Below are 26,864 nucleotides of genomic sequence, written 5' to 3' on the forward strand. Positions count from 1 at the left end.
ATCCGGCACCGGCACCCCACGCCCTTTCCACGAGAATGCATTTCCATCTACCGATTGCTAATATGGCGGTCCTGCGATCCCGCACCACAACGCCGTTCGACATGACGCCCGTTCGCCATGCCGTCCCCGATCCCGGCCGCTTCGCAGCGGCGGCGACGCCGGGCACGTGCGGCGCACGCCATCGCGCCGGCCGGCCGTGCCCTCCGTGAGCATGCAACCGATCCTTTCCGTCTCCGACCTCTCCAAGACTTACGCGTCCGGCTTCCAGGCGCTGAAGCACGTGACCCTCGACATCCGCCCCGGCGAGATCTTCGCGTTGCTCGGGCCGAACGGCGCCGGCAAGACGACGCTGATCGGCTCGATCTGCGGCATCGTCACGCCGACCGAAGGCCGCGTGACGGTCGGCGGCCACGACATCCGCGATCACTACCGCGCGGCCCGCGAAATGATCGGCCTCGTGCCGCAGGAACTGACCACCGACGCGTTCGAGACCGTCTGGGCGACCGTGTCGTTCAGCCGCGGCCTGTTCGGCAAGGCGCCCGATCCCGCGTATATCGAGAAGACGCTGAAGGCGCTGTCGTTGTGGGACAAGCGCGACAACAAGCTGATGACGCTGTCGGGCGGCATGAAGCGCCGCGTGATGATCGCGAAGGCGCTGTCGCACGAGCCGCGCATCCTGTTCCTCGACGAGCCGACGGCCGGCGTCGACGTCGAGCTGCGCCGCGACATGTGGAAGCTCGTCGATTCGCTGCGCGAGAGCGGCGTGACGATCCTGCTGACCACGCACTACATCGAGGAAGCCGAGGAAATGGCCGACCGGATCGGCATCATCCTCGGCGGCGAGCTCGTGCTCGTCGAGGAAAAGCACGAGCTGATGCGCAAGCTCGGCAAGAAGCAGCTCACCGTGCAGCTCGAGCACCCGCTCGCGGACGTGCCGCCCGCGCTCGCGCCGTTCGGGCTCGAACGCGCGGCCGACGGCGCCGCGCTCGTCTACACGTACGACTCGCAGCGCGACGACGCGAGCATCGCGAAGCTGATCAACGCGCTCGGCTCGGCCGGCATCGGCTTCCGCGACCTGCACACGACGCAGAGCTCGCTCGAGGATATTTTCGTCAGCCTGATCGACAACCGCCGCAACGGCAAGCAAGGAGCCTGACACGTGAACCTGCATGGCATCCGCGCGATCTACCGCGCAGAAATGGCCCGCACGCGCCGCACGCTGATGCAGAGCATCATCGCGCCGGTGATCTCCACATCGCTGTACTTCGTGGTGTTCGGCTCCGCGATCGGCTCGCGTATCAGCGACGTGAACGGCATCGGCTACGGTTCGTTCATCGTGCCGGGGCTCGTGATGCTGTCGCTGCTGTCGCAGAGCATCTCGAACGCGTCGTTCGGCATCTACTTCCCGCGCTTCACGGGCACGATCTACGAGATTCTGTCCGCGCCCGTGTCGTACTGGGAGATCGTGATCGCGTACGTGGGCGCGGCCGCGTCGAAGTCGATCCTGCTCGGCGTGATCATCCTCGCCACGGCCGGCCTGTTCGTGCCGCTGCACATCCTGCATCCGTTCTGGATGGTGCTGTTCCTCGTGCTGACGGCGGTCACGTTCAGCCTGTTCGGCTTCGTGATCGGCATCTGGGCCGACAGCTTCGAGAAGCTGCAGCTCGTGCCGCTCCTGATCATCACGCCGCTCACGTTCCTCGGCGGCAGCTTCTACTCGGTCGACATGCTGCCGCCCGCGTGGCGCGTCGTCACGCTGTTCAACCCGATCGTCTACCTGGTCAGCGGCTTCCGCTGGTCGTTCTACGGGATCGCGGACGTGCATGTGGGCGTGAGCCTCGGCGCGACGTCGCTGTTCCTCGTGATCCTGCTGGCGATCGTCGCGTGGATGTTCCGTACCGGCTACAAGCTGAAGAATTAATTGATGCAATTGATGCGCGATGGCCGCCCCCCGCGCCGCCGCCGATGACGCATTTGAGCAAGCAGGCGGCGCTTTTCCTCTGATGCGGCATTTTGTGGTCGCGTCTACTGAAGACGAAGCATCGGGGCCGCGAAGCACGCGCTTCGCGGCCCCTTTTCATTTCAGAGGACGCCATGCCCGCCGCCACCGCTCCCGCCTCCGCCGCCGCCCGGCTCGAACGCCTGCCGTTCTCCGGCTATCACAAGCGGATCTTCTTCATCATCGCGATCGCGTTCTTCTTCGACTCGGTCGACCTCGGCACGATGACGTTCGTGCTCGGCTCGATCCGCAAGGAGTTCGGGCTGTCGACCGCGGCCGCCGGCCTCGTCGCGAGCGCGAGCTTCTTCGGAATGGTGCTCGGCGCGGCCGTCGCCGGCCTGCTCGCCGACCGCTTCGGCCGCCGGCCCGTGTTCCAGTGGAGCATGGTGCTGTGGGGCGCGGCCTCTTATCTGTGCTCGACCGCGCAGAGCGTCGACGCGCTGATCGTCTACCGCGTGCTGCTCGGGATCGGGATGGGCATGGAATTCCCGGTCGCGCAGACCTTGCTGTCGGAATTCGTGCCGACCGAGAAGCGCGGCCGCCTGATCGCGCTGATGGACGGCTTCTGGCCGCTCGGCTTCATCACGGCCGGCATCGTCGCGTACTTCGTGCTGCCGCAGTTCGGCTGGCGCACCGTGTTCGCGCTGCTCGCAATTCCCGCCGTGTTCGTGCTCGTCGTGCGCCGCATCGTGCCGGAATCGCCGCGCTGGCTCGAGCATGCGGGCCGGCACGCGGAAGCCGACACGGTGATGCACACGATCGAGGCGAAGGTGATGCGCTCGGCCGGCGTCACGACGCTGCCGCCGCCGTCGCGGCTCGCCGAGCCGGTCGTCGCGCGTGGCCACGGCGCGCTGCGCGAAATCTGGAGCGGCGTGTACCGCCGCCGCACGGTGATGGTGTGGCTGCTGTGGTTCTTCGCGCTGCTCGGGTTCTACGGCCTCACGTCGTGGCTCGGCGCGCTGCTGCAGCAGGCCGGCTTCGAGGTCACGAAATCGGTGTTCTACACGGTGCTGATCTCGCTCGGCGGCGTGCCGGGCTTCCTGTGCGCCGCGTGGCTCGTCGAACGCTGGGGACGCAAGCCGACCTGTATCGCGTCGCTGATCGGCGGCGGCGTGATGGCGTACGCGTACGGCCAGAGCGCGCTGTACGGCGGCAGCATGGCGCTGCTCATCGGCACCGGCCTCGCGATGCAGTTCTTCCTGTTCGGGATGTGGGCCGCGCTGTACACGTACACGCCGGAACTGTACGGCACCGGCGCGCGCGCGACCGGCTCGGGCTTCGCGTCGGCGATCGGGCGCGTCGGCTCGTTGATCGGGCCTTACGTGGTCGGCGTCGTGCTGCCGGTGTTCGGCCAGGGCGGCGTGTTCACGCTCGGCGCGCTGTCGTTCATCGCGGCCGCGCTGGCCGTGTGGACGCTCGGGATCGAAACGAAGGGCCTCGCGCTGGAACAGCTGGCGGCGGGCGATGAAGCGGGTGGGAGTGGCAGGTACGCGGCGGCGGCGGACTAGGTGCCCTGAGCGCCCGGTCGACCCGGATGTTCACGATAGCCGGGACGGTGCGCAGCGCCGCGCCCGGCTGCTGCGAGAAACGGCCGGATTCGCGGCCGGATCCGCGGCCGGACCGACGCTGCCGGACCGAGCCGAGGCACCGTGTCGCGCGCCTGCCCGGCACGGTGCCGACGCCCCGCACCGGCGTCGAACTCGTGCCGATCTTCACGAAACACGTACATCCGTGGAATGGGTCAGTCGGGTACCTGCCGGCGTACAAGGCGCTGCTGTCGTCGGGCATCCTGATGCGCTTCGGCCGTGAAGCGACGGACGGCCCGCTGCCGGCGACCGTCGATTCGAGCCGACGCCCGGACTACCTGCCCTCGCTCGCCTGCGTGGCCGGTGCGCTGTGCCCGATCCAGCCGCTCGATCTCGACCTCATCCTGCCGAGGCACGGCCCGGCCCGCATGCACGACATCCTGCGCGTGCACGCCGATGCGCTCGCCCATTGCGAGACCGCCACCGCATAGGCGGCGGAGGCGGCAATCCAGCAGCGGTACAGCAGGTGCCGGTCAGGCCCCGGCGACGATGAACTCTTCGGCCGCCTTGCGCTGCACCGCGGCCATCACCGCCAGTTCGCGCTTGCTGCGCGAGTCGCCGGACACGACACCTGTCGCGTGCTTCGCCTTCGCACCCAGCGGGAAAAACACGAACGACGCGCCGGCCGGCGCCGCCGGCTCGGCGCGCAGGCGTTTGTTCAGGATTTTCAGGTACTTCTTCTTCGAGACTTCCTTAGCAGCCATGGCGTCCTCCGCGTGAACGTGGTGAGGATCAGCATACCAGTTTTGACGACGGGCTCCGGAACGGCGCAGCGTCGCCGCACGAATCGATCTGCCCTAGAATGGAGCACGCTTTCGCGACTTGTCCCCCGCCCGAGACCACATGTCCTCATCGGAGCGCCCCCATGCATGTCGAGTTGTTCGCGCAGCATCACGCTTGTACCGGCTGGCAGGGCGACATGGCCCGGCGCATCGCCGCATTCGACTGGGCCGCCACCGGGCTGGGCCCGCTCGACGGGTGGCCGGCCAGCCTCGTCACGGCCGTGCGCACGGTGCTCGCGTCGCCACTGCCGCTGGTGATGCTGTGGGGCCGCCCCGGCTACATGATCTACAACGACGCGTATGCCGGGTTCGCCGGCGGGCGCCATCCGTATCTGCTCGGCCAGCCGGTCGAACTCGGCTGGCCCGAAGTCGCCGATTTCAACCGCAACGTGATGGACACCTGCCTCGCCGGCGGCACGCTGTCCTATCGCGACAAGGCCCTCGTGCTGCTGCGCAGCGGCCGCCCCGAAGACGTCTGGATGGATCTGCACTACAGCCCGATCCCCAACGACGACGGTGCACCGGGCGGCGTGCTCGCCGTCGTCGTCGAAACCACCGAACGCGTGCTCGCCACGCGCCACCGCGATCGCGCGGAAGCGGCGCTGCAGGCGTCCAATGCCCGGCTGCGCGACCTGACCGAGACGCTCGAGCAGCGCGTGACCGACGCGATCGCGGAGCGCGCGGCGATCGAGGAACAGTTGCGTCATGCACAGAAGATGGAAGCGATCGGCAACCTGACCGGCGGCATCGCGCACGACTTCAACAACGTGCTGCAGGTGATCAGCGGCAACCTGCAGATCCTCTCCGTCGAACTCGGCGCCCATGCGGGCGCGCAACCGCGGATCGAGAACGCGAACAACGCCGTGCGGCGCGGTGCGAAACTGGCGTCGCACCTGCTCGCCTTCGCGCGCCGCCAGCCACTCGCGCCGACGACGCTGAATCCGCGGCAACTGATCACGGACATGAGCGAGATGCTGCGCCGCGCGCTCGGCGAAACGGTCCGGATCGTCCCCGCACTGTCACCCGATGTCGGCAACGTGCTCGCCGACCGGCACCAGCTCGAAAACGCACTCCTGAACCTTGCGCTCAATGCGCGTGACGCGATGCGCGGCGACGGCACGCTGACGATCGCCGCCTACAACGTGCAGCCAGGCGATGCGTCGGACGCCGGCCGCGCGCCGACGCCACCCGGCGAATACGTGACGCTCGAGCTCGCCGACACGGGCACCGGCATGACGGCCGACGTGCTCGAGCGCGCGTTCGAACCGTTCTTCACGACCAAGCCGGATGGCGAAGGCACGGGGCTCGGGCTCAGCATGGTGTTCGGCTTCGTCAAGCAGAGCGGCGGCCATGTGTCGATCGACAGCACGCCGGGCCAGGGCACCACCGTGCGCCTCACGTTTCCGCGCTGCCACGGCGCGGCCGAGGAGCAGGCCCGCCCACCGCAGCACGACGCGGTGCGCGGCCACGAGACCATCCTCGTCGTCGAGGACGATGCGGACGTCCGCCTGACCGTGGTCGACATGCTCGCGCAGCTCGGCTACAAGGTCATCACGGCGTCCAGCGGCGAAGCCGCATTGCGCGTGCTCGACAGCGAGACGCCAATCGACCTGCTGTTTACCGACGTGATCATGCCCGGCCGCGTGAAGGGCGGCGAACTCGGACGCCGTGCCGCGCTGCGCAAGCCGCCGTTGCCCGTGCTGTTCACGTCCGGCTACACGCGAGACGAGATCTTCCATGCGGGACGGCTGGACCCCGGCGTGATGCTGCTCGGCAAGCCATACCGGCGCGACGAACTCGCCGCCCGGATCCGCAGCGCGCTCGATGCGGGCGTCGGCACGACATGACGGATTGCCGGCGCAACGCCGCACACGCCGTTCACCCCTGAGATTTTTTCCCTGCGATGTCGATTCGCGCCGCCGTCGCGCGTCGTGTTGTCGTAACCGCTCGTTTTGCCGTCGGCACGACCGGCGGCGCCCCCTCATTCCACTCAAGGAGAGTTCACCATGCGCGTCCTCGTCATCGTCAAGGCCACCACCGATTCCGAATCCGGCCGGATGCCCGACCCTGAAATGATCGCCGCGATGGGCCGGTTCAACGAAGAACTGGCGCAAGCCGGCATCCTGCTCGCCGCCGACGGGCTGCACCCGAGCATGCGAGGCAAGCGCGTGCATTTTGCCGGCAAGAACCGCACCGTCGTCGACGGCCCGTTCGCCGAAACGAAGGAACTCGTCGCCGGTTTCTGGCTGTGGCAGGTGAAATCGATGGAAGAGGCAGTCGAATGGGTGAAGCGCTGCCCGAACCCGATGCCCGGCGACTCCGACATCGAGATCCGCCCGCTGTTCGAGGCGGAAGACTTCAGCCCGGCGTTCACGGATGCGTTGCAGGAGCAGAAAGCGCGGCTGAGCGCGCAGGCCGAGGCCGGAAAACACGCGTAAATCGCGGCGGCGCCGGACGGTTTCGCGTCACCGCCGGACGCCGCCGCTACCCGCTGATGCGTGCGCGGCTCACCCGCGTTTGCGCGGCACCGCGAGCCGCTCGACCGCGCCGCCGGTCACGTCCCGGAACATCGCGGCATTGCCGTACGCCCGCGCGGCAAGCATCGCGCCATAGACCAGCGACACGAATGTCGCGGCCTCGGTCTGCACCGACACGCCCGGCTGCACGACGCCCTCTTTCACCCCCGCCTCGAGCACGCGCACCAGCCACGCGGCGAGGTCGTCGAAATGCGCCCTCACCGCCCGCGCGACGTCGTCGGGCAGCGCCGGCAGTTCCGCGCCGAGCATGCCGGCGACGCAGAACGGCGCGCTGTCGTCCGCGATGCAGCGTTCCCAGTAGCCGATGTACGCGCGCATCTGCACCAGCGCGTCGGCGCCGCTCGCGTCGAGCAGCGACATGTCGGCATCGAATTTCGCCTGCGACTCCTGCAACACCGCGACCGCCAGATCGGCCTTCGTCGGGAAATGGTGATGGATGCTCGCCTTCCGGATGTCGATCGCGTCGGCGATGTCGGCATAGCTGAACCCGCTATAGCCGCGCCGCATGATCAGTTGCCGCCCGGCCTCGAGAATGCGGCCCGCCGTACTGTCCCCCGATACCGTCATATCTACCTACCATCTAGTCGGATGAAAAACAGCGATAGTTTACTGCCCTGAGATAGTCTTTTCCAGCCGCAAATTCTCCTTGTCGATACACCTACCTACTAGTAGGATGACTGCATCGACAGAACAAGACGCCTGTCGATATCCGACGGTTTCCCACCCTGTCTTCCATCTGGAGAATGAAAATGAAGCGCTTTTCCCAACTTCGCCACATCGCCGCCGCACTCGCCGTTTCCGCCGCCGCATTCGGTTCGCACGCGGCCGTCGCCGCCCCCGTCAAGAACGTCGTGCTGGTTCACGGTTACTTCGCCGACGGCTCGGGCTGGCAAGCCGTCTCGAATATCCTGACGCGCGACGGCTACAAGGTTTCCGTCGTTCAGCAACCGGAAACGTCGTTCGACGACGACGTGAAGGCAACCCGGCGTGTCGTCGACGCGCAGGACGGCCCGAGCATCCTCGTCGGCCACAGCTACGGCGGCGCGGTGATCACCGAAGCCGGCAACGACGACAAGGTCGCGGGCCTCGTCTACGTGGCCGCGTTTCAGCCCGACACCGGCGAAAGCCCGCTCGACCTGACCAAGAAGACGCCGCCCGCGACGAAGGCGATCAAGGCCACCGAAGACGGCCATCTGTATTTCGACGAAGCCTCGTTCCATGCCGACTTCGCGGCCGACGTGCCGGCCGCCGAAGCGAAATTCATGGCGATCTCGCAGGTCACGCCGGCCGCGCAGTCCTTCGGCGTGCCGATCACGCATGCCGCATGGCGGACGAAGCCGAGCTGGGCAGTGGTCGCCACGGCCGACCGCGCGATCAACCCCGAGCTCGAACGCTTCATGACGCAACGCGCCGGCAGCAAGACGATCGAGCTCAAGTCGAGCCATGTCGCGTACATCTCGCACCCGGCCGAAGTCGCGAAGCTGATCGAACAGGCAGCCAAGGGCGCCGGCAAGGAGTGAGCCCAGGTCTTGCCCGATTCCACCTGTTGACGTCTCCCCGGCGAGTAACGTATCGTTTTGATACGTTACTCGCCGAGATGCTTTCGTCATGCATTCCCGCTTCGACCGTTTCCGCCTCACCGCGCTCGGCGCCCAGCTCGAAGCGCTGATCGCGCAACCCAAGCGTTACGTCGAATTCGCGGCGCTGTCGCGCGTAGGCGTCGCCGCGATCGGTGCGATCCAGCACGAGATCGCGCACAAATTCCCCGAAATCGAAACCGACACGACAGCCCGCCAGTTCTGCGGCGCGATGGTCGCGGAAATCATGCGCCGTCACGGCCACGACGTCGTGCAGGCACGCGGGCGGCTCGGCGGCACGCTGTTCAGCTATGGCGCGGTGTTCAGCGCGTATCCGCAGGTGCTGCCGTTCGCCGACGTCGTCGCCGCGCTGGCCCGCCTGCCCGATCGGCTCGCCGCGTATGCGGCGCACGTGCCGGCCGCACTATGGCCACGCCGCCCCGACGGCACGGGCTTCTCGCTCATCGAGCATGCGTGCCACCTGCGCGATCTCGATGCGATCTTCGCCGAGCGCATCGACGCCGTACGCACGCTCGACCTGCCCGTGATTGCATCCGTCGACGGCACTGCACTCGCCGCGCAACGCGACTATCTCGCGCAGCCGCTCGACGCCGCGGTCACGGCATTCCGCACGGGCCGCGCCGCGCTGTGTGCAACGGCGGCCGCGCTCGATTCCGCGCAACTCGCACGCTGCGGGCTGCGCGACGGCATCCGCCGCATGTCGCTCGACGAACTCGTGCGCGAATTGCTCGACCACGACCGTACCCACGTGCTCGAACTCGACGAACTGCTCGCCGAACTCGAATTACCGCCCCTTCCTGCCGCGCCCGCGCCATGACCCAGCCCACGCCCATCGTCTTCATCCACGGTTTCATCGGCACGCTCGACGTGCGCGGGTGGAACGGCCCCCATCTCGCGCCTGACCTCCTCGGCTACGGCGCGCACCGCACAGTACCGTCCGACACGATCACGCTCGCCGCGCAGGTCGAGCACCTTCGGCATACCGTCGCTACGCACTTCGGCGCGCAGCCGGTCGATGTCGTCGGCCACTCGGTCGGCGGCGCGATCGCGATGCTGTTCGCGCATGCGCACCCGGAACGCGTGCGGCGGATCGTCAACGTCGAGGGCAACTTCACGCTCGACGATGCGTTCTGGTCGGCGTCGGTCGGCCGCATGACGCCTGCCGAAGCCGACGCGATGCTGGACGGCCTGCGCGCCGATCCGCACGGCTGGCTGCGTGGCGCGATCGACGCGCCGTCGCCGGGCCTCGTCGACGACGCCCGCCGCTGGCTCGCGCATCAGCCCGCATCGACGCTGCGCGCGATGGGCCGCTCGGTGGTCGCGACGACGGGCGAACCGGGCTATCTGCAGGCACTCGCGCACGTGTTCGCGCGTCATCCGGTCTGGCTGATGGCCGGCGAACGCTCGCGCGCGGGCTGGCACCTGCCCGACTGGGCGCTCGCGCGCTGCGCCGGCTTCGACACGATCGCGCGCTGCGGGCACCTGATCCCGGTCGAGCAACCCGATGCGTTTCGCGCGGCGCTCGAGCGCATCGTGTCCGCGCCGCCCGCCTGACAACCCGTAGGATTCGCCGAAATATGGTTGAAAGGCGCGGTTGCTAGAGTCGTCCGAACAGGGTTTTCCCGGCGCCCGGCGCCGGATGGGGTCGACACATGCGAGGATCGATGTACCTGGCACGCGCCTTCTGGCTACTTCTGCTGGTCGCCATTTCAGGCCCTGCTCTCGCCTTCCACGCGCGGGTCGTCGCGATTCCCAGCGCCGCGATGAACGAGACGCTCAAGGCCACCGTCGTGCTGCCCGACGCCTATGCGCGCGGCACCCGCGACGGCGACCGCTATCCGGTCGTCTATCTGTTGCACGGCTCGGGCGGCGATCACACCGACTGGACGTCGAACACGCGCATTGCCGCGCTGGCCGACCGCTACCACGTGATCCTCGTGATGCCCGACGGCGGGCACGAGAGCTGGTACATCGACAGCCCGTTCGACTCGGGCAGCCGCTTCGAAACCTTCATCGGCGACGAAGTCGTGTCGTACATCGACTTGCACTTCCGCACGATCGCCACGCAACGCGCCCGCGCGATCACCGGGCTCAGCATGGGCGGCTTCGGCGCGCTGCGCATCGCGCTCGACCGGCCCGACACGTTCGGCGCGGTCGGCAGCATCAGCGGCGCGGTCGATCCGCGCTGTTGCGCGGACGAGCCGGGCATCGACCACGTATTCGGCGACCCCGGCCGCCATCCGTCGTTCTGGGATCGCAACGTGATCGTCGCCAGCGCCAGCGCGTTCGTGCGTGCGCATCTCGACCTGACGATCGATTGCGGCCGCGACGACGCGTTCGTCGGCTCGAACCGCACGCTGCACGAACGGCTCGTCGCGCTCGGCGTGCCGCACGACTATGCGGAACGGCCGGGCGGCCATACGTGGGATTACTGGGCGAATGCGATCCGCTACCAGATGCGGTTCTTCGCGACGTCGTTCCAGCAGCGCGGCTATGCGTACCATCCCGCGCCCCGTGCGCCGGGCATGACGCGGGCGGGCTGACGCGCGCCGCATCGCGGCGCCGCGACGCGGCCCGGCGAGCCCGGTGGTACGATGCGCGGGCCTCGACCACCCGACACCCGCCATGCCGCGCGACAACTTTGCGGACCTCCTCGCCTTCATCGCCGTCGCGCGCGAACGCAGTTTCACGCGGGCGGCCGCTCAGCTCGGCGTCTCGCAATCCGCGCTCAGCCATACGATCCGCTCGCTCGAAACGCGCCTCGGCGTGCGGCTGCTCACGCGCACGACACGCAGCGTCGCGCCGACCGAAGCGGGCGAGCGTCTGCTGCGCAACCTCGCGCCGCGCTTCGACGAAATCGAGGCCGAACTGACCGCGCTCGCGGAACTGCGCGACCAACCCGCGGGCACCGTGCGCATCAACGCGACCGACTTCGTGATCCGCACGCTGCTGTGGCCGAAGCTCGCGCCGGTCCTGCGCAACTATCGCGACCTGAAGGTCGAGTTCGTGAACGACTACGGGCTGTCCGACATCGTCGCGGAACGCTTCGACGTCGGCGTGCGGCTCGGCGACCAGGTGGCGAAGGACATGATCGCCGTACGCATCTCGGCCGACATGAAGATGGCGATCGTCGGCGCGCCCGCGTATTTCGCGGAACGCGCGCGCCCCGTGTCGCCGCAGGATCTCATCGCGCACGACTGCATCAACCTGCGCCTGCCGACGCACGGCGCGCTGTACGCATGGGAGCTCGCGCGCGGGGACGACATACTGCAGGTGCGCGTCGACGGGCAGGTCACCTTCAACGGCACCTACGAAACACTCGATGCGGCGCTCGCGGGCTACGGCCTCGCCTACGTGCCCGCCGAACTCGCGGCGCCGCATGTCGCCGCCGGCCGCCTCGACAGCGTGCTCGCCGACTGCTGCCCGACGTTCCCCGGTCATCACCTGTACTACGCGAGCCGGCGGCAGTCGTCGCGCGCGCTCGCGGTGATCGTCGAGGCGCTGCGCTATCGTGCATGAGCCGACCATGCGCCGCCCATGCGCCGCGATTCATGAATCGGGTCGATAAGTGCATGCGGATTGGCGGGGATTATCGATAGACGCATCGGTGGCTACCATCGACGGTGTTCCCCACCTTCCCGGAGCCCTCGATGTCCGAACCGACTTCCGCCGCACGCAAAGCGTTCGGCGCCATCGCCCCCGCCCTCGCCGACTACACCGACAACGTGCTGTTCGGCGACGTGTGGCAGCGCCCCGGCCTGTCGCCGCGCGATCGCAGCCTCGTCACGGTCGCGAGCCTCGTGTCGCTGTATCGCGTCAACGAGCTGCCGTTCCACCTGAAGAAAGCGCTCGACAATGGCCTCACGCGAGACGAACTGGTCGAAGCGATCACGCACCTCGCGTTCTACTCGGGCTGGCCGACCGCCAGCTCGGCGCTGACGATCGCGCAGCGCGTGTTCGACGAAGCCGGCGTGTAAGCGCCGCGCCCTTCATTCAACCGGCGGGCACGCGCCCGCATGGAGCCTTCATGGATTACCGCTATCTCGGGCGCAGCGCGCTCAAGGTGTCGCCGCTGTGCCTCGGTGCAATGATGTTCGGCGGCGAGACCGACGAAGCGACATCGGCGCGCATCATCGACAAGGCGTTCGACCAGGGCATCAACTTCATCGACACGGCCGACGTCTATCACGCCGGCCGCTCGGAAGAAGTCGTCGGCCGCGCGATTGCATCGCGTCGCGACAGCTGGGTCGTCGCGACGAAGTTCGGCTATCCGGCCGGGCCGGACGCAGGGCCGAACCGGCAGGGCCAGTCGCGCAAATGGATCGTCGAATCGGTCGACGCGAGCCTGAAGCGGCTCGGTACCGATTACATCGACATCCTCTATTTCCATCGCGCGCTGACCGATGCGCCGCTCGACGAAGGCATGCGCACGATCGCCGACCTGATCCGGCAAGGAAAGGTGCGCTACTTCGGGCTGTCGAACTTCAAGGGCTGGCGCATCGCCGAAATCGTGCGGCTCGCGGACCAGCTCGGCATCGATCGCCCGGTCGCGAGCGAACCGCTGTACAACCTCGTCGATCGCACGGCCGAGGTCGAACAACTGCCGGCCGCCGCGCATTACGGGATCGGCGTCGTGCCGTACAGCCCGCTCGCGCGCGGTGTATTGACCGGCAAATACGCAGTCGATGCGCAGCCGCCCGCCGATTCACGCGCGGGCCGCGGCGACCGTCGCATCCAGCAAACGGAATGGCGACCCGAATCGTTGCACATCGCACAGCAGGTGGCCGCGCATGCCGCCGCGCGCGGCACGACGTCGGTTGCGTTCGCGCTCGCGTGGGTCATGAAGAACCGCATCGTCAGCTCGACGATCGCGGGGCCGCGCACCGAAGCGCATTGGGACAGCTACATCGATGCACTGACACTCGAACTCGGCCCGGACGACGAACGGTTCGTCGATGCGCTCGTGCCGCCCGGGCATGCCTCGACGCACGGTTATACCGATCCCGGCTATCCGGTCGAAGGCCGCAAAGTTTGAAGTCGGAACGGGATGACTGAATGACATGCCGGGCGCGATGCCCGGTATGAAGATGAATGCGCGTCGCCCGACGCGCTTTCACGTATATGCCGCGCGATCAGTTGTCGTGCGCTGTGTCGGCACTGACGACGCGATCGAAAAATTCCTGCGCACGCGCCAGCTCGTCGAGCGCGCGATCGAGGCGCGACATCGCGCGTGCGTATTCGGCCGACGAAACGTCGTCGTCGCTTTCGCCGCGCACGGCGCGAAACGCCTGATCGACGTTGCGCGTGGCTTCGACGAAGCGCTGCGCGGCCCGGGCTTCCCGCGAACAGATGTGGGTCGACATCGACACTTCTCCCTCAGGGTTGCAGTGTGAAGCACGCCGACGCTCAGTGTGCGTGGTGCGCATGTCGGCGGCGTGAACCACGACCCATCGAGTATCGACGCATCGGCCGCCGCGCAGCGCGCTTCGTGCCGATTGTCTCTCTGCGCTCGCCGCTCCGCTATGGCGAGATTGCAACAAATTCTTGCGCGATCCGCTGCGCGCGTTTCGTCACGCGCGCCCGATACGCGGATGCGCAAGGCCCGCGAACGCGGCGGCTTCACCCGGCGACAGGTCGAACAGGTCGCCGGTGAGATCACGCGGATGCTCGGCCGCCGGCCGGTTGCGCAATCGCGCCACGTGTGTGGGCGCAACATACGCGGCAGCCGTTTCGATCGGCGGCACGTCGAACAGATCGCGCGTGACGCCGCGCACGGCGTCCGTCGGCGAACGGCCGCGCAAGCGCGCGACGAGCTCGACGAAGCGATCGAAATCGCCCGCACGGGTGGCCTTGTTCACTTCCGCGAGATCGCGTGCCTTCAGCACGCAAGGTTGCGCGAGCCGCACGAAATACGGTGCTTCGAGTTCGACCGACAGCGCGAGCGGATAGCTCTTGCCCGTCTGCTCCTTCGCACGCCCGACGCAATCGACCACGGCCGCGCCCTGGGCGGCACCAAGCGGCTGGCCGGTGCTCACGCTGCGCAGGTGATCGGGAAACACGCGCAATTGCGTGCCGACCGTCAGCGCGGTGGACGACGCGCACACGAGCGCGTAGTGCTGTTCGCGGCGCCGGCCCGACGGCAAGGTCGAGCGGCTGGCGATGAACGTGTGCGGCGGCAACGGCCGCACCTGCCCGCTTGCGTCGACCCATGCGTTCCACAGCAGCATGTCTTTGCGCTCGCCCGCGCGCGGGCGCGATGCGACCGGCGAAAACAGTGCGAGCAGCGAGCCCGTGCGATGCGCGGCGACTTGCGCGCTGCTGCCGAGCGGCTGGTTGATGCCCCACAGAAAACGCCCGCCCCCGAGCCGGCGCTCCCATTCCTTGCGGAGCACGACGGTCGGCAAATCCTCGCCGGACTCGGTACCGATCTTGGTCCAGCAGAACGTGGGTGGGAGGTGTTTCAGTGTCATCAACTTTCTCGGGGATACAGCCTCGCTGGTGACAGCAAGCCCATTCAACAGCCGTAACTGTATAGGTATAATGCATCGCATGGAAGCCCCGGACCAAGATTTTCCCGTTCAAGACCTGTTGCGCCGCCTGATGGCAGATACACGCTCGTCCAGCGAAATCGCGCGACTCTCCGGGGTCAGCCAGCCGACCGTATCGCGCCTGAGGCTGTCGAACGGGCATCGGCTGCGCCGCAGCGCGCCATTCAATAAGCTATGCAGTTTCTATGGTGTCGATACCGGGCCGTCGCGCCGCCAGTACAACGACCTGCTGCGCGACGCGATCGTCGACGCGTGGGACGGGTCGGATGAGCACGGGCGCGCGCTGCTGGTCGTGATTCAGGGGTTGAAGGGGCTGCAGGCGAAGGCGGATGATGGGTGATGGGGGTGGTGCGCTGCTTATGCACTGCAGCGGCTGGCACCGGAACGAAGAGAAGGCACATCGGAGATTGCGGTGGATGTCGCTTGACGCCCCGAAGCGGCCAGCCCGCACCCCCGAAAGAGCATGGGTTCAGTTTCGCCGATCAACGCCTCGCGCAAGATACTATCGACTGTCAACCCGCATACCCTACCCACCAAATGGGCACATCGTATCGATTTATCTCCGCCCCAAGCGACAGCGATGCTGTTCTGACATGGTTCCGTGAACTGCCGGAACCACCGCGAGAAATCGCGGCAGCACAACACATCGTTCTGTATTTTGCGCACCTTGGAGGGCTGCAATATGGGGAGGAGGGTGAAGTCGACGCGGAGAAGTCGCCAATCGTTACGATCGTCCCCCCTCGAACGGCTCGTGGCGCACTATGGACGGTCGGCGAAGTTCATTTTCTTACCAGCGCGCTCGGAAAACTCTACCCTGCGCTTTACCGCGTTAGCCGGTCGTTCGGCAAATGGCTTGGCGGTTACCAATGCGTCTATTCATCCGCGGACCGCGATAACGGGTATAGCTACTATCTGGAAGGATCCGTCAAAAATCAGGTCACTCCGATTTTCGCCCTTCAGTCCGGCATGGACGCGCTCGGCAACGAGCGCTATTTCGTCGGAGCGCGGGATAACGACGCGGTGTTAGACACGGTGTGCAAGACACTGCGGTTACGCGGCCTTTCTGTTGATGCAGGTTAGCCATCACTCGCGGGTTTCGTCTGGTCTCTGATCGACAAGATGTGAAGCACCGATTCCAACAACCACTCACGCGCAATCGCCGTGCATCGCGACGGCCGCTCCAGCGTCGGGAAATGACCACACCCTTCTATCGCTTCGAATCGCGCATGTGGCATCACGCCGGCGATACACCGGCCAACGTCGACGGGAACAAAACGGTCGGCGGCCCCCCAGACGAGCAACGTAGGCACTTTGCTCGCCGCAAGCGTCGACCAATGATCCGAGCGCGTCAGCGTGGCATCAGATTGACGTGCAAACTGATCCGCCCCGGCATCGCGGGCCATCTGCATGAATGCAGCCCGTGACGTGCCGTCGTGCCCCGGGATTGCCTGCTCGGCGAACTCCGCCATGACCCGCTCGTGCTCTCCGGTACAAATGCGCCGGCTGGTGGCACGACCGGCGTCCGGATCCGGATGAACGCCCGGCTGACAATTCATCAGCCAGAGCCCACGAACGCGGTCCGGCGCTCTCGCGAGCACTTCCATCGCGAGACATCCGCCGTATGCCGTGCCCGCAAGAATGAACGCACTGCTTGTCGATGCAAGGAGTTGCTCGGCACTCTCGGCGAATGTCGGTTGCGCCAGTATCTTCACTGTCGGTGAAACAAGATCCTTCAGCGCGTCGACCTGATCGGCATACATGCGAGCGTCGCACGGCATCGCGGGTAGAAATATGAGCGGTAGCAACATCGGAATGACTCAGGCAGGTAGTGGATCGCGTTTCGAAACCATCCAACGTAATCTTGGTCGACTTCAAGTTCCTGAGCCCAGGCTCATGAGCAACGACATGTACTGTGCAGAAGAAAATCGGCTTCACTGTACATTTCATCGTGCTTCTACCTAAAACACAATGCCCGTCAGGCTCGGGATCAGACAATCCGGAGGGCCTTGCGCACGCCGTAGGTGGGTACAAGACGATCAACGAAATCCGGCCCGCTCGAGGCATCACGGCGGCGATAAAAACGGGACGCCAATTCCATGAACACATCCGCTGACCCGCTTCCGTCTTCACTCGCCGCTGCCACGTTCGTTCCATTCCTCATCGCCAGCATCGCACTGGCCGCCGCCTACGGCGCCAGCTTCCTCCTTTCCGAGCATTTGCGTCAGAGCGGCCTGGATTCGTCGATGGCAGGCGCGGTGATCTCGACCGGCATCCTCACCATGATCGTCAGCTCCCTCGTCGCGGGATGGGTAGCACAACGAATCGGCTTGATGTCGACGATCGTCGCGGCCGCTCCCGTCATGGCGCTTTCCATGCTCGCATTCAGCCTCGCAGCGCGCGATTTGAGGATCGCATTCATCGGCGGCCTGCTTCTGGGAATGGGATGGTCGACCTTCTACATACTCGCACCGCTTCAGATCATTCATCACGTCAGCCCCTCAGCACGGATCAAGTACCTGACCTTGCTCTCGGGTGGTCAAATGGTCGGGCTGGGTCTCGCGTCACCGATGGGCCATTTCATCGCCAGCCGCTTCGGGTCGTATGCCATCGTCTATGCCGGTCTCGCGTGTCTCTGCGTGGTTGCAGCCGTCGTATTTTCGATTGTCCGAAAACAGACGGAACGCCTACCGCACCCGCCCGCAGATGCAACCGGCCTGACGGCCGCGCGCGTGGCTGAAATCCTGCGCAACGTCACCCGCCTGCCGATCATCATGATCGGACTTGCCGCCTGCGTCTTTTCCGCGTTATCGAATTTTCAGGCGATCTATGCGGAGTCGCGCCACCTGTCGCCTGATCTCTTCTTCGTGACCTTCACGTTGACGACCGTCTTCTGCCGGTTCACGCTGGCGCAGACGATCAGCCGATTGCCGGTCCGAAAGCTCGCCTTCACGCTGTTCGCCACGACGCTCCTGGCGCTGGTTCTCTTCGTGTCCAATCCGGGCAGTGAAATCCTGTACGTGACCGGCTCGTTCGTTTTCGCGATCGGCTACGGACTCAGCTATTCCACCTTGAACGGCATGGCGGTCAATCTCGCCAGTGAAAAGGGCTTGTCCGCATCAGCAAGCTCGCAGGTCTTCACGATCGCCTACTTCACGGGCCTGTTTGGATTTCCGTACGTAGCGGGCGTACTGGTGACCCACGTCGGCGTGAACGGGATGATCGTCGCGACAATCGCCGTCGTCGTCATCAACTTGCTGATGCTCACTCACACGAGTCTGCGCCGCGACAACGCACCGGTCACGGCACGCTGACCACGAACGCGCGATACGGATACGGATACAGCACCTACTGCTCCAACCCCACCGCCAGCGGCCGCTGATCGCTGCGCCCGTGATCGTCGACCACCCGCACCGTATAGCTCCCAGCCGTCCGCGGCTGCCAGAACAGCGCATCGCCCGGCGCACTACGCCCGACAAACGCATCGTTGACGAACCAGTACAGCGCATGCGCGCTCGCATCGGCCGTCGCGTTGAACGCGATGCGCGTCTCCTCCGTACTCTTCACGCGCATCGCATACGTACTGCCGCGCAGCGGCGACGTGATGCGCGGCGGATCGCCCTCGATCTGCCCCGCGTCGCGACAGTCCGCGTTCTGCGGCGGCCGCCGGCGCGGAATGCCGGCCTGCGCGAACACCTGCTGCAAATCCGACGGCCAGAACTCGAAGATCTCCGCATGCGTACGCTTGCCGTCATACGGCGGGCACGCGGCCTTCCCCGTCGCATCGTCGATCACGACCGGCCGGTGCACGGTACTCACGCGGATCGGCGACGTGCCCGGAATAAACCACGTCCAGCCCTGCTGCGGGCACCACTCGTTCGGCAAGTCGCCGCTCGCGAGGCAGATCCGCACGCGCTTCAGCTTCGGCGGCACCGCGCGCGGCGGCTCGACGAGCGTGCGCTCGGCATTCAGCGCGTCGACGACCTGGAAGAACAGCGGCGCGGCCGCATCGACGCCGACGAACGCCGTGTTGGTCGAGTTGTCGAAGTTGCCGACCCACACGACCAGCACATACGGGCCGAACACGCCGGCCGTCCACGCATCGCGGAACGACCATGACGTGCCGGTCTTCCAGTAGACGGGCACGCTCGAGGGCTGCGCGCCGCTCGTCTCGTCGGGGCGCAGATGCTGGCGCAGCATGTCCATCGTCATGTAGCTCGCCTCGGCGCTCAACAGGCGCTTGCCAGGCAGCGCCGGTTCGTCCGCGCGCAGCCGCAGCGGCCGGAACTCACCGCGATTCGCGAGCATCGCATAGAGCGCCGCGAGATCCTGCATCGTCACTTCGCCGCCGCCGAGCACCAGCGCAAGCCCATAGTGCTGCGCGCTTGCGAGCCGGCGCACGCCGGCCTCCTGCAGGAACCGGTACAAGTCAGGCGACTTGAGCTGCGACGCGACCCACACGGCCGGCACGTTGCGGCTGCGGTTCAGCGCATCGGTCGCGGTGATCGGCCCGAGGAAATGGCCGTCGAAATTCTCCGGCGCATACGGGCCGAACGCGGTCGGCACGTCACGCAGCACGGTCTGCGGATGCAGCACGCCCTGGTCGAAGCCGAGCGCATAGATGAACGGCTTGAGCGTCGATCCCGGCGAGCGCCGCGCAAGCGTGCCGTTCACCTGCCCGTCGATCGTGCGGTCGAAGAAGTTCGCGGAGCCGACGAGCGCCTTCACGCCCATGTCGCGCGTATCGACGAGGATCGCCGCCGCGTTGCGCACGCCGCGCGTGTCGTTGCGCGCGACATAGCGTGCGATCTGCCGTTCGAGTGCGCGTTGAAGGTCGAGATCGAGCGTCGTCACGAGCCGCGCGTCGGTGTCGCTGTCGTTCGTCGCGGCACTCGAGTTCGTACGCCATGCGTTGCGCGCGGCGAGCGCCTGGTCGACCGCATGCGGCGCATCGAACGGCAGTGCGGACAATGACCGCATCGCAAGCGGCAACGCAAACAGCGGCTTGAGCGACGCATCGCCCGGATGCTTCGTCAGCCAGCGCGCATACAGCCGGTTGCGCGACGCGGTCAGCGCGCGGTTGATCTCGTCCTGCCCGCCGCGCACCCGCCGCGCCGGGTCCTGCGGAATCACCGCAAGCGCGAGCGCCTCGGGCAGCGTCAGCGCGTCGGGCATCCGGTCGAAATAGACGACGCTCGCGGTGCCCGCGCCTTCGACGTTGCGGCCGTACGGCGCATCGTTCAGATACGCTTCGAGGATCTGGCGCTTCGAATAGAACAGTTCGAGCTGCACCGCGCGCACCACCTGCTCGAGCTTGCCGCCCGGCGTGCGCGTGTTCAGCCGCCACAGCGAGCGCGCGAGCTGCATCGTCAGTGTCGAGCCGCCCTGCGGATTGCCGCCGCGCACGTACGTGATCCACGCGCCGCGTGCGAGCCCGTACGGGTTGAAGCCGGGATGCCACCAGAACCAGCGGTCCTCGTGCAGCATCACGGCTTCGACGAGCTGCGGCGACATCCGGTCCAGCGGCACCCACAGCCGGTAGCGATCGTCCTTCGCGAGCGTGAGCCGCAGCAAGCGGCCCTGTGCGTCGGTTACCGCAACCGATGACGGCTTCCAGTCGCGCAGCGGCGGATGCGGCCACAGCCGGCACGCGGCCAGCACGCCGAACACGAGCAGCACGCCGGCGATCCAGTTCTGCCAGCGATGCAGCCAGCGGCCGGCGCCGTGCAGCACGCGCCGACGCACCGAAACGTCGTCAGCCACGCGCGGGCGCTCCTCGCACCCGGCGCGGCCGGCAACGACGTTGCAACCTCATCGTCATCGCACGCGCTCCACCGTCAGGGTCGACCCGCCGGGCGCCTGGGCCTGCAAGCGGCGGTCGTACATCGACTCGCCGTAGGCCGGCGGCGCGATGAAGCGGCCCGCATTGCTCGCCTTGATCCGGTAGACGAACTCGCGCACGTCGGTCGTCGCCGTGCCGTAGATCACCACGCGATCCTCGCGAACGTCAGCGAACTGCGGCTGCCACGTGGAACCCTTCACGCCGATCGGCGAACGCCACGGTGCATCGGCCACCGGCGCCGACGCGCCGCCGTCGCCGTTGCTGTCGCCCTCCTGCGTGTCGGTGACGGGCGGCGGCGCGATGACCGGATCGAAGCCGCCCGGCAACAGATCGACGATCGCGATGTTGCCGACGCTCGCCGAACCCGTCGCACGGATCTTCAGGTGCACGTCGATCTCCTGGCCGACCGTGATCTTGTCGAGCGGCTTGCCGTCCGTACCGGTGTAGTCGCGCACGATCTCCAGCCCGTTCTTGATCGCCTTCGTCGACGTGCCGCGGTCGTAGCCCGACTGGCTCGTGATCCACCACGCAGGCAGCGTGCTGCCGTTCACGAAGTCGACGCGCGACGCACCGGCCGACCACGTGCCCGAACGCACGAGATTCGCCTGGATCGACGACACGTCCTTCGGCGCGGCGCCCGCGCGCACTTCGTCGATCGCGAGCTGGTCGAGCTGGCCCGCGCTCGACGCCGCGTACGCATCGAGCGCGAGGATCGTCATCGCCGACGACAGCGTGTTGTAGCGATTGTCGACGAGCGGCGCGGCGAGGTTGTCCATCGCGCGCGGCGACAGCTTGCGTACGCGCTCGGGGAAGTGCTTCGCGATCAGGTACAGCACGCTCGCGTCGCGCGTCAACGGATCCAGGTAGTAGCCCGTCACGTCGCCGCCGTCGGACGCGCGCTTGCGCTCGAGCAGCGCCTGCGGGCCCGCGATCAGCGCCGCGGCCTCCTTGTCCTGCTTCAGCAGCTGGTACGACGCGGCAAGCCATGCGGCCGCGAGATCGTTCTTCCAGTCGTTCGGATATGCATCCTGCAGCCGCTTCTGCACGGCCGCGAGGCTGTTGGTCGTCACGTTGCCCTGGCGCGTCAGCAGATACACCGCGTACGCGCGCTGCCGCAGCAGGTCGAGCGAGCCGAGCGAATCGTTCGCCGCGAGCTTCTGCAGATACTGATTGGCCGCGTCGAGCGTGTCCTTCGGCACTGCGATGCCGCGCTCGCGTGCATCGAGCAGCACGTGCATCGCGTACGCGGACACGAACGGATCGGCGTCCGGCGTCGCGCTCCACAGGCCAAAGCCGCCCTGCGCGTTCTGCCGGCTGCGCAGCACCCCAAGGAACTGCGTGATCGCCGCCGCGTTCGTCGCGTCGGCACCGGCGTCGGTCGCATGCATCGCGCTCGTCAGCGCCCGCACCGACAGCCACTTCGCCGCGAACACGCGCGGCACGGCCGCACTCACCAGCTGCTCGCTGCAGGTGTGCTCGAAGTTGACGAGATACGACGACAACCCTTCGGACAGCACGAGCGGCGCGGTGGAAATGCTCGCGTCGCGCGATGCATACGCGTCGTACATCGACCGCAGGTTCGGCACACTCGCCTTCTTGCCCGGATCGAGGCGTGCGATGTCGAGCTGCGTGCGGAACGCGGCGGCCGGCCGCACCGACACGTCGACGCGCTGCTGCGCGCCCTTCGCGCCATAACGCGCGCCGAACGACAGCGAACCCGAGCCGAGCGTGTCGGTCGCCTTCACGCGGAACATCGCGACACCCTCGTGCTGCGGCGCGAGCGCGACGTTCTGCGTGGCCGGCCCGATCACCTGCAACTGCGGCCCCGTCTTCAGCGTGACCGCGACCGGCACCGGCTGGTTGCCGACGCCCGTCAGGTTGTTCGCGACACCGACGCTGACGTCGGCCTCGTCACCCGGCGCAAGCGTCGTCGGCACGTTCGGCGACAGCACGAAATCGCCGCGCACGGTCGTCGCGCCTTCGTACGTACCGACCAGGTCCGGCGACACCGACACGGCCATCACGCGCAGCTTGCCGTTGAAATAGTCGGGCACGGTGTAGCTCAGCCGCGTGTCGCCGTTCACGTCGACGATCCCCGACCAGTAGACGACCGGCTTGTCGCGCTTGCGCTTGAACGGGTTCAACTGGCGGCCGATTGCATCGTCGGCGTCGCCGCCCGGCGCGGCCATCGCCATCAGCTTCTCGAAGTCCGGCAGGATCAGGTCGAGGATCTGCGACGTGCCGACTTCGAGCATCCGCTTGCGGAAGAAGAACTTCAGCGGATCGCCGAGCTTGTAGCGCGCGACCTGCAGGATGCCCTCGTCGACCGCGAACACGACGACCTTCGCGGGCTTCGCCGAATGCACGGTGAAATTCACCGTGTCGCCTGGCTTCACGAGCGCCGGCGCATCGACCGATACCGCGTTGCGGCGCGCGTCGAGGTTCACCGAGAACGGCACGACGCCGTAGCTCAGCGGGCTCATGAAGATTTCATCGGACGACGGATCGCGGATGTACTGCACGTTGATGTAGCCGTTGCCTTCGAAACCGGCCGGCACCGTGATGTGCTGGATCGAGCTCGTCGTGTCCGCATGGAACCACGCGTGCGCATACACCTTGTCGCGCTCGATCGTGATCAGGCCGCTGCCCGCGTAAGGCGCGCGGATCGCGATCTCGACCTGCTCGCCCGGCTTGTAGTCGTGCTTCGCGAGCGTCACCTGCAACTCCGCGTTGCGGTCGAGCGAGCGCGTGACGTTCGCGTCGCCGGTGACCGAATACTCGATCCGGTTCACCGCGGCGCCGGCCGCGTTGCGGATCACGAGCGCATAGCTGCCCGGCTTGTCGGTGCGCAGCGTGAAGTCGAGCCCGGCCGCCGGAATCGCCAGCGGCTTGTCGTCGACCGGCACTTCCTTCAGCCGCGAATCGTATTTATACGCGCCGGAATCCTGCTTGGTCAGCACCGACACGTAGCGCTCCTCGACGAGCTGCGCGCGCAGGTCCTTCACGTCGATCGCCTTCGCGTTCGGATCGATCGCGACGAGCCGCACCGTGCGCGGGCTGCCGCGCTTCACGTAGCCGAGATCGTCGACCGACTTGTAGCCGACGAGCCAGTCGTTGTTAGACACGAGCGTCTGCGCGTTCGCGGCGACGTTGCGCCCGCCTTCCGCTTCATAGGCCTTCGCCTGGAAGTAGAGCTGGTAGGTCGCGTCCGCGTACTTGTCGAGATCGAGGTCGAACTCCGCATGGCCCTTGTCGTCGGTCGTGCCGTCCTGCAGCGTCGTCGTATAGCCCTCCTTCGCGCGGCGGGCATCGAAGAAGTGATAGCCCTGCCAGCTGCGGAACGACGGCCACACCGGGCGCAGCGTCAGCGTCGCCGCGACGCGGCGCTTCTCCGCCGGCGTGCCGAACAGGTTCTGCGCATCGACGATGCCCTTCAGGCCCTTCGGCTTCACCCATCCTTCGACGACCTGCTGCGACAGCTTCGCGTCGACCTTCATCCGGTCGGGCAGGAACTCCTTCACCTGCACCGTCGTGCTGCCGATCGGCTCCGCACCGGGCTGGCCGTCCTTGACGATGTAAAGGTTGACCGTCCACGTGCCGGTCGGCGCGGTTTCGGCCGTCGTATAGCCGAGCTCGGTGAAGCCGGTCGCATCGACCGTCACCGGCTTGCGCTCGACGGTGATCCCGCGCGGGTCGACGATCTCCGCCTGCAGCGGCACGCCGGCCGGGCTGCGCGCCCAGCTCGCCGCGCGCACGATCAGGCCGATGTGGAACGGATCGCCGGGCCGATACAGCCCGCGATCCGAAAACAGGTACGCGGACAGTTGCCCCTGGCCCGTCGCGTTGCGCTCGCCGTCGACGTCGAAACGCGAGAAGTCGAGCTGGCGGTCGCGCCCGGCCACCGGCAGGAACGACAGGTCGGCGTCCTTCTTCACGACATACAGCTGCGGCCGCTTCTCGCGGTCGAGCCCCTTGAACGCGGGGAAATGCACGATGCCGTCGGCGCTCGTGGTCTGCGTGAACAGCGCCTGGCCGTTCACCGCGAGCACCGACACCGTTGCGCCCGCAACCGGCTTGCCCGTGCGGATCGACTGGATGAATACGTCCTGGCTGCCGTCCAGTGCCTTCTTGACCAGCATCCCGAGATCGGTCACGACGATCAGGCGGGTGTCGCCGAGCGCGCTGTCGTTGTCGTCGCCATTGCCGCTGCTGTCGCCCGAATCGGCGTTGTCCGACTGATCCTGGCTGCCGTCGCCGGACGACGCATCGCTGTCCTTCGCATCGTCGGCCTTCTTCTCGGCCGCCGGGTCGTACTTCGTCAGGTGCAGCAGGAACACGCCGCGCTTGCCGCCCTTCAGGTACTGGCCGAGATCGATGCCTTCGTAGTGCGCCTTGCCGGGGTCGCCGGCCGGGAACGCGCGCGTCTGCACGAAGCGCTCGACGATGTGATCCTCGCTGAACGAATACGACAGCTCGGGCCGAGCGTACGTGCCGTTGTTGAAGCTCACGAGATGCTGAAGCTGGTCGGGCAGCACGCGGCCGATCTCGACCTTCATCCCCGGCAGGTTGCGCGACACGACCGACAGCCGCTTGCTACCGCTCATCGACAGCAGCGAGCCGTCGGCCATGAAGCGCAGCAGCTTCGGATAGTCGGGTACCGTGAACGCGGTCGTCACCGGCTCGGCGAGCAGGTAGCCGCCGGCCGATTTCAGGTTTTCGGCGAACCGCACGAAGATGCGATCGCCCGGCGTCGCGTGATATTTGAAACTTTGCAGCGTCGCGTAGTCGTTCTCGGTCGGTACCGCGTCGAGCGGCAGCGGCTTCGACTGCTTCAGCACCGCGTCGCTGATGTCGGCCACGTTCCATTCGTACGGCGGATCGTCGTCCGACTGGTCGACGCCCGGCTTGCGCTTCGGCAGCACCCACGCCTTGGCGCGCGCGGCGAGGTCGGCGCTGCGCACGCCGTCGGAAGCCTCCGCGACGAGCACCTGCTCGGGCTCGTAGCGCTCGTTGTCGACGAGCGTCGGCGCAATGTTGTCGATCGACAGGCTGTAGAGCCCCGGCACGTCGACCATTGCATGCAGCACGTCCGGCGTGCCGTTGCCGCCGCGCGCACTCTTCACGCCCTTGTCGACGTCGAGCCGTGCCGCCATCGAGTTGAGCGGGATCTCGAGCGACTGCGAGCGGACCCAAGCGCTCGTCTTCATCTTGTCGTAACTGACGGTGTAGCGCAGCGGCGTCGTCTTCTTGCCGTCGCGGCCGACCAGCACGAGGCCGATGCGCTTCTCGAACTCGGCGGGATCGACCGGGTAGTTGAAGCGCAACTGCAGCAGTGCCTGCTTCTCCGCCGGATTGTCGGGGTTCTGGTAGAACTCGTTGTTGCCGACCGTCGCGGCGAACGCCGGCACGTCGAAAGCAAAACGGTCGTCGTGCATCAGCACCTGCGGCGCGAACACCCGGTGCACCGCGAAACGCACCTCGACGTGCGCGCCGACCGGCCAGTCGGCCGCCGGCGTGAAGCGCAGCGTCTTGTCGTCGGCCCACTCCCATGCGCCCTTCAGCGCAGGCGTCATCTCGATGCCGTCGCCGGCCGGCTTGCCGACCTGTTCGATCGGCGCCGCCGATTGCGCGAACATGACTTCGAGCGGATGCACGGTGATCTTCGGCTTGTCGGTGTCGTCCACCTCGTAGGTGGTGATCGCCGGCGCCTTCACGGTGAAGCTGACGGTCGCGGGCTCGGGCGGCTTCGGGCGATGCTTGAACCAGTAGCCGCCGTAGCCGAGCGCGGCCGCGAGCAGCACGAGGCCGCCGGCGTGCCACGGGCGGCGGCGCACGGCCGCGGCGGTCACGCCCATCCATGCGGGCGCCGTCCACGACACGTCGCCCACCAGCGGCCGCAGCGCGCAGCCGAGCAGCCACCACACGAAGCCCGCCACGCGAATCGGCAGGAGCAGCAGGAAACGCAGCAAATCCAT

Annotated in this window: 23 protein-coding genes; 16 read left to right on the top strand and 7 right to left on the bottom strand. The window is 67.0% G+C overall.

Annotated features, from left to right (window positions below; genetic code table 11):
* Positions 1-211: 211 nt before the first annotated feature.
* From CFB41_RS28675 to CFB41_RS28690, 4 genes are all read left to right on the top strand, one after another.
* A complete protein-coding gene (locus tag CFB41_RS28675; protein WP_089441744.1) occupies positions 212-1,156 on the top strand; it encodes an ABC transporter ATP-binding protein in 945 nt (314 codons plus the stop codon).
* 3 nt (positions 1,157-1,159) lie between these two features.
* Positions 1,160-1,921, top strand: coding sequence for an ABC transporter permease (locus CFB41_RS28680; protein ID WP_083266168.1), 762 nt, complete (start codon positions 1,160-1,162; stop codon positions 1,919-1,921).
* 173 nt (positions 1,922-2,094) lie between these two features.
* Positions 2,095-3,507, top strand: a complete 1,413-nt coding sequence (locus tag CFB41_RS28685; protein ID WP_089458785.1) for an MFS transporter — start codon at positions 2,095-2,097, stop codon at positions 3,505-3,507.
* A gap of 164 nt (positions 3,508-3,671) precedes the next feature.
* On the top strand, positions 3,672-4,016 hold the full coding sequence (locus tag CFB41_RS28690; protein WP_179250190.1) for a hypothetical protein: 345 nt from the start codon (positions 3,672-3,674) through the stop codon (positions 4,014-4,016).
* A gap of 42 nt (positions 4,017-4,058) precedes the next feature.
* Here CFB41_RS28690 and CFB41_RS28695 read toward each other — a convergent pair whose 3' ends face one another.
* Positions 4,059-4,289, bottom strand: coding sequence for a hypothetical protein (locus CFB41_RS28695; protein WP_039369487.1), 231 nt, complete (start codon positions 4,287-4,289; stop codon positions 4,059-4,061).
* Positions 4,290-4,450: 161 nt separating this feature from the next.
* On the opposite strand from CFB41_RS28695, the gene CFB41_RS28700 reads away from it, so the two are divergent.
* Both CFB41_RS28700 and CFB41_RS28705 read left to right on the top strand, forming a co-directional pair.
* Positions 4,451-6,214, top strand: a complete 1,764-nt coding sequence (locus CFB41_RS28700; RefSeq protein WP_089458786.1) for an ATP-binding protein — start codon at positions 4,451-4,453, stop codon at positions 6,212-6,214.
* A gap of 159 nt (positions 6,215-6,373) precedes the next feature.
* Complete coding sequence (locus CFB41_RS28705) at positions 6,374-6,805, top strand: YciI family protein (protein WP_089458787.1); 432 nt, start codon at positions 6,374-6,376, stop codon at positions 6,803-6,805.
* Between the two features lie 69 nt (positions 6,806-6,874).
* Here the strand turns inward: CFB41_RS28705 and CFB41_RS28710 are convergent, their stop codons facing one another.
* On the bottom strand, positions 6,875-7,471 hold the full coding sequence (locus CFB41_RS28710) for a TetR/AcrR family transcriptional regulator (RefSeq protein WP_089458788.1): 597 nt from the start codon (positions 7,469-7,471) through the stop codon (positions 6,875-6,877).
* A gap of 182 nt (positions 7,472-7,653) precedes the next feature.
* Between CFB41_RS28710 and CFB41_RS28715 the strand changes: the two genes are divergently transcribed.
* The 7 genes from CFB41_RS28715 to CFB41_RS28745 all read left to right on the top strand — a co-directional run bounded on the left by CFB41_RS28715 (position 7,654) and on the right by CFB41_RS28745 (position 13,537).
* On the top strand, positions 7,654-8,424 hold the full coding sequence (locus tag CFB41_RS28715) for an alpha/beta hydrolase (RefSeq protein WP_089459026.1): 771 nt from the start codon (positions 7,654-7,656) through the stop codon (positions 8,422-8,424).
* Between the two features lie 88 nt (positions 8,425-8,512).
* Complete coding sequence (locus CFB41_RS28720; RefSeq protein ID WP_089458789.1) at positions 8,513-9,319, top strand: DinB family protein; 807 nt, start codon at positions 8,513-8,515, stop codon at positions 9,317-9,319.
* Complete coding sequence (locus CFB41_RS28725; protein WP_089458790.1) at positions 9,316-10,056, top strand: alpha/beta fold hydrolase; 741 nt, start codon at positions 9,316-9,318, stop codon at positions 10,054-10,056. The genes CFB41_RS28720 and CFB41_RS28725 overlap by 4 nt, the downstream gene beginning before the upstream one ends.
* Before the next feature lie 110 nt (positions 10,057-10,166).
* Positions 10,167-11,045, top strand: coding sequence for an alpha/beta hydrolase family protein (locus tag CFB41_RS28730; RefSeq protein ID WP_179243756.1), 879 nt, complete (start codon positions 10,167-10,169; stop codon positions 11,043-11,045).
* A gap of 82 nt (positions 11,046-11,127) precedes the next feature.
* Positions 11,128-12,021: a LysR family transcriptional regulator gene (locus tag CFB41_RS28735; RefSeq protein ID WP_089458791.1), complete on the top strand. Its 894-nt coding sequence runs from the start codon at positions 11,128-11,130 to the stop codon at positions 12,019-12,021.
* A 131-nt stretch (positions 12,022-12,152) separates the two neighbouring features.
* Positions 12,153-12,479, top strand: coding sequence for a carboxymuconolactone decarboxylase family protein (locus tag CFB41_RS28740; protein WP_039369463.1), 327 nt, complete (start codon positions 12,153-12,155; stop codon positions 12,477-12,479).
* Between the two features lie 50 nt (positions 12,480-12,529).
* A complete protein-coding gene (locus tag CFB41_RS28745; RefSeq protein ID WP_089458792.1) occupies positions 12,530-13,537 on the top strand; it encodes an aldo/keto reductase in 1,008 nt (335 codons plus the stop codon).
* Between the two features lie 97 nt (positions 13,538-13,634).
* Here CFB41_RS28745 and CFB41_RS28750 read toward each other — a convergent pair whose 3' ends face one another.
* Both CFB41_RS28750 and CFB41_RS28755 read right to left on the bottom strand, forming a co-directional pair.
* Positions 13,635-13,865, bottom strand: a complete 231-nt coding sequence (locus CFB41_RS28750) for a hypothetical protein (RefSeq protein ID WP_089441800.1) — start codon at positions 13,863-13,865, stop codon at positions 13,635-13,637.
* Between the two features lie 207 nt (positions 13,866-14,072).
* Positions 14,073-14,972, bottom strand: coding sequence for a hypothetical protein (locus tag CFB41_RS28755; RefSeq protein WP_089441733.1), 900 nt, complete (start codon positions 14,970-14,972; stop codon positions 14,073-14,075).
* A 79-nt stretch (positions 14,973-15,051) separates the two neighbouring features.
* On the opposite strand from CFB41_RS28755, the gene CFB41_RS28760 reads away from it, so the two are divergent.
* Both CFB41_RS28760 and CFB41_RS37800 read left to right on the top strand, forming a co-directional pair.
* Positions 15,052-15,390 (top strand): helix-turn-helix transcriptional regulator, encoded by a 339-nt coding sequence (locus CFB41_RS28760; RefSeq protein WP_011354126.1) that lies wholly within the window; start codon positions 15,052-15,054, stop codon positions 15,388-15,390.
* A gap of 197 nt (positions 15,391-15,587) precedes the next feature.
* Positions 15,588-16,130, top strand: coding sequence for a hypothetical protein (locus CFB41_RS37800; protein ID WP_105749933.1), 543 nt, complete (start codon positions 15,588-15,590; stop codon positions 16,128-16,130).
* On the opposite strand, the gene CFB41_RS28765 is transcribed toward CFB41_RS37800, so the two are convergent.
* Positions 16,127-16,810, bottom strand: a complete 684-nt coding sequence (locus tag CFB41_RS28765) for an alpha/beta fold hydrolase (protein ID WP_256941248.1) — start codon at positions 16,808-16,810, stop codon at positions 16,127-16,129. The genes CFB41_RS37800 and CFB41_RS28765 overlap by 4 nt on opposite strands.
* Before the next feature lie 336 nt (positions 16,811-17,146).
* Between CFB41_RS28765 and CFB41_RS28770 the strand changes: the two genes are divergently transcribed.
* On the top strand, positions 17,147-18,361 hold the full coding sequence (locus tag CFB41_RS28770) for an MFS transporter (RefSeq protein ID WP_089458794.1): 1,215 nt from the start codon (positions 17,147-17,149) through the stop codon (positions 18,359-18,361).
* A 34-nt stretch (positions 18,362-18,395) separates the two neighbouring features.
* On the opposite strand, the gene pbpC is transcribed toward CFB41_RS28770, so the two are convergent.
* Positions 18,396-20,810 carry a penicillin-binding protein 1C gene (pbpC, locus tag CFB41_RS28775; protein ID WP_089458795.1) on the bottom strand — a complete coding sequence of 805 codons (2,415 nt, stop codon included), beginning with the start codon at positions 20,808-20,810 and terminating at the stop codon, positions 18,396-18,398.
* A 54-nt stretch (positions 20,811-20,864) separates the two neighbouring features.
* A complete protein-coding gene (locus tag CFB41_RS28780) occupies positions 20,865-26,864 on the bottom strand; it encodes an MG2 domain-containing protein (RefSeq protein ID WP_089458796.1) in 6,000 nt (1,999 codons plus the stop codon).

This window comes from Burkholderia sp. AU33803 (assembly GCF_002223095.1).
Classification (GTDB): Bacteria; Pseudomonadota; Gammaproteobacteria; order Burkholderiales; family Burkholderiaceae; genus Burkholderia.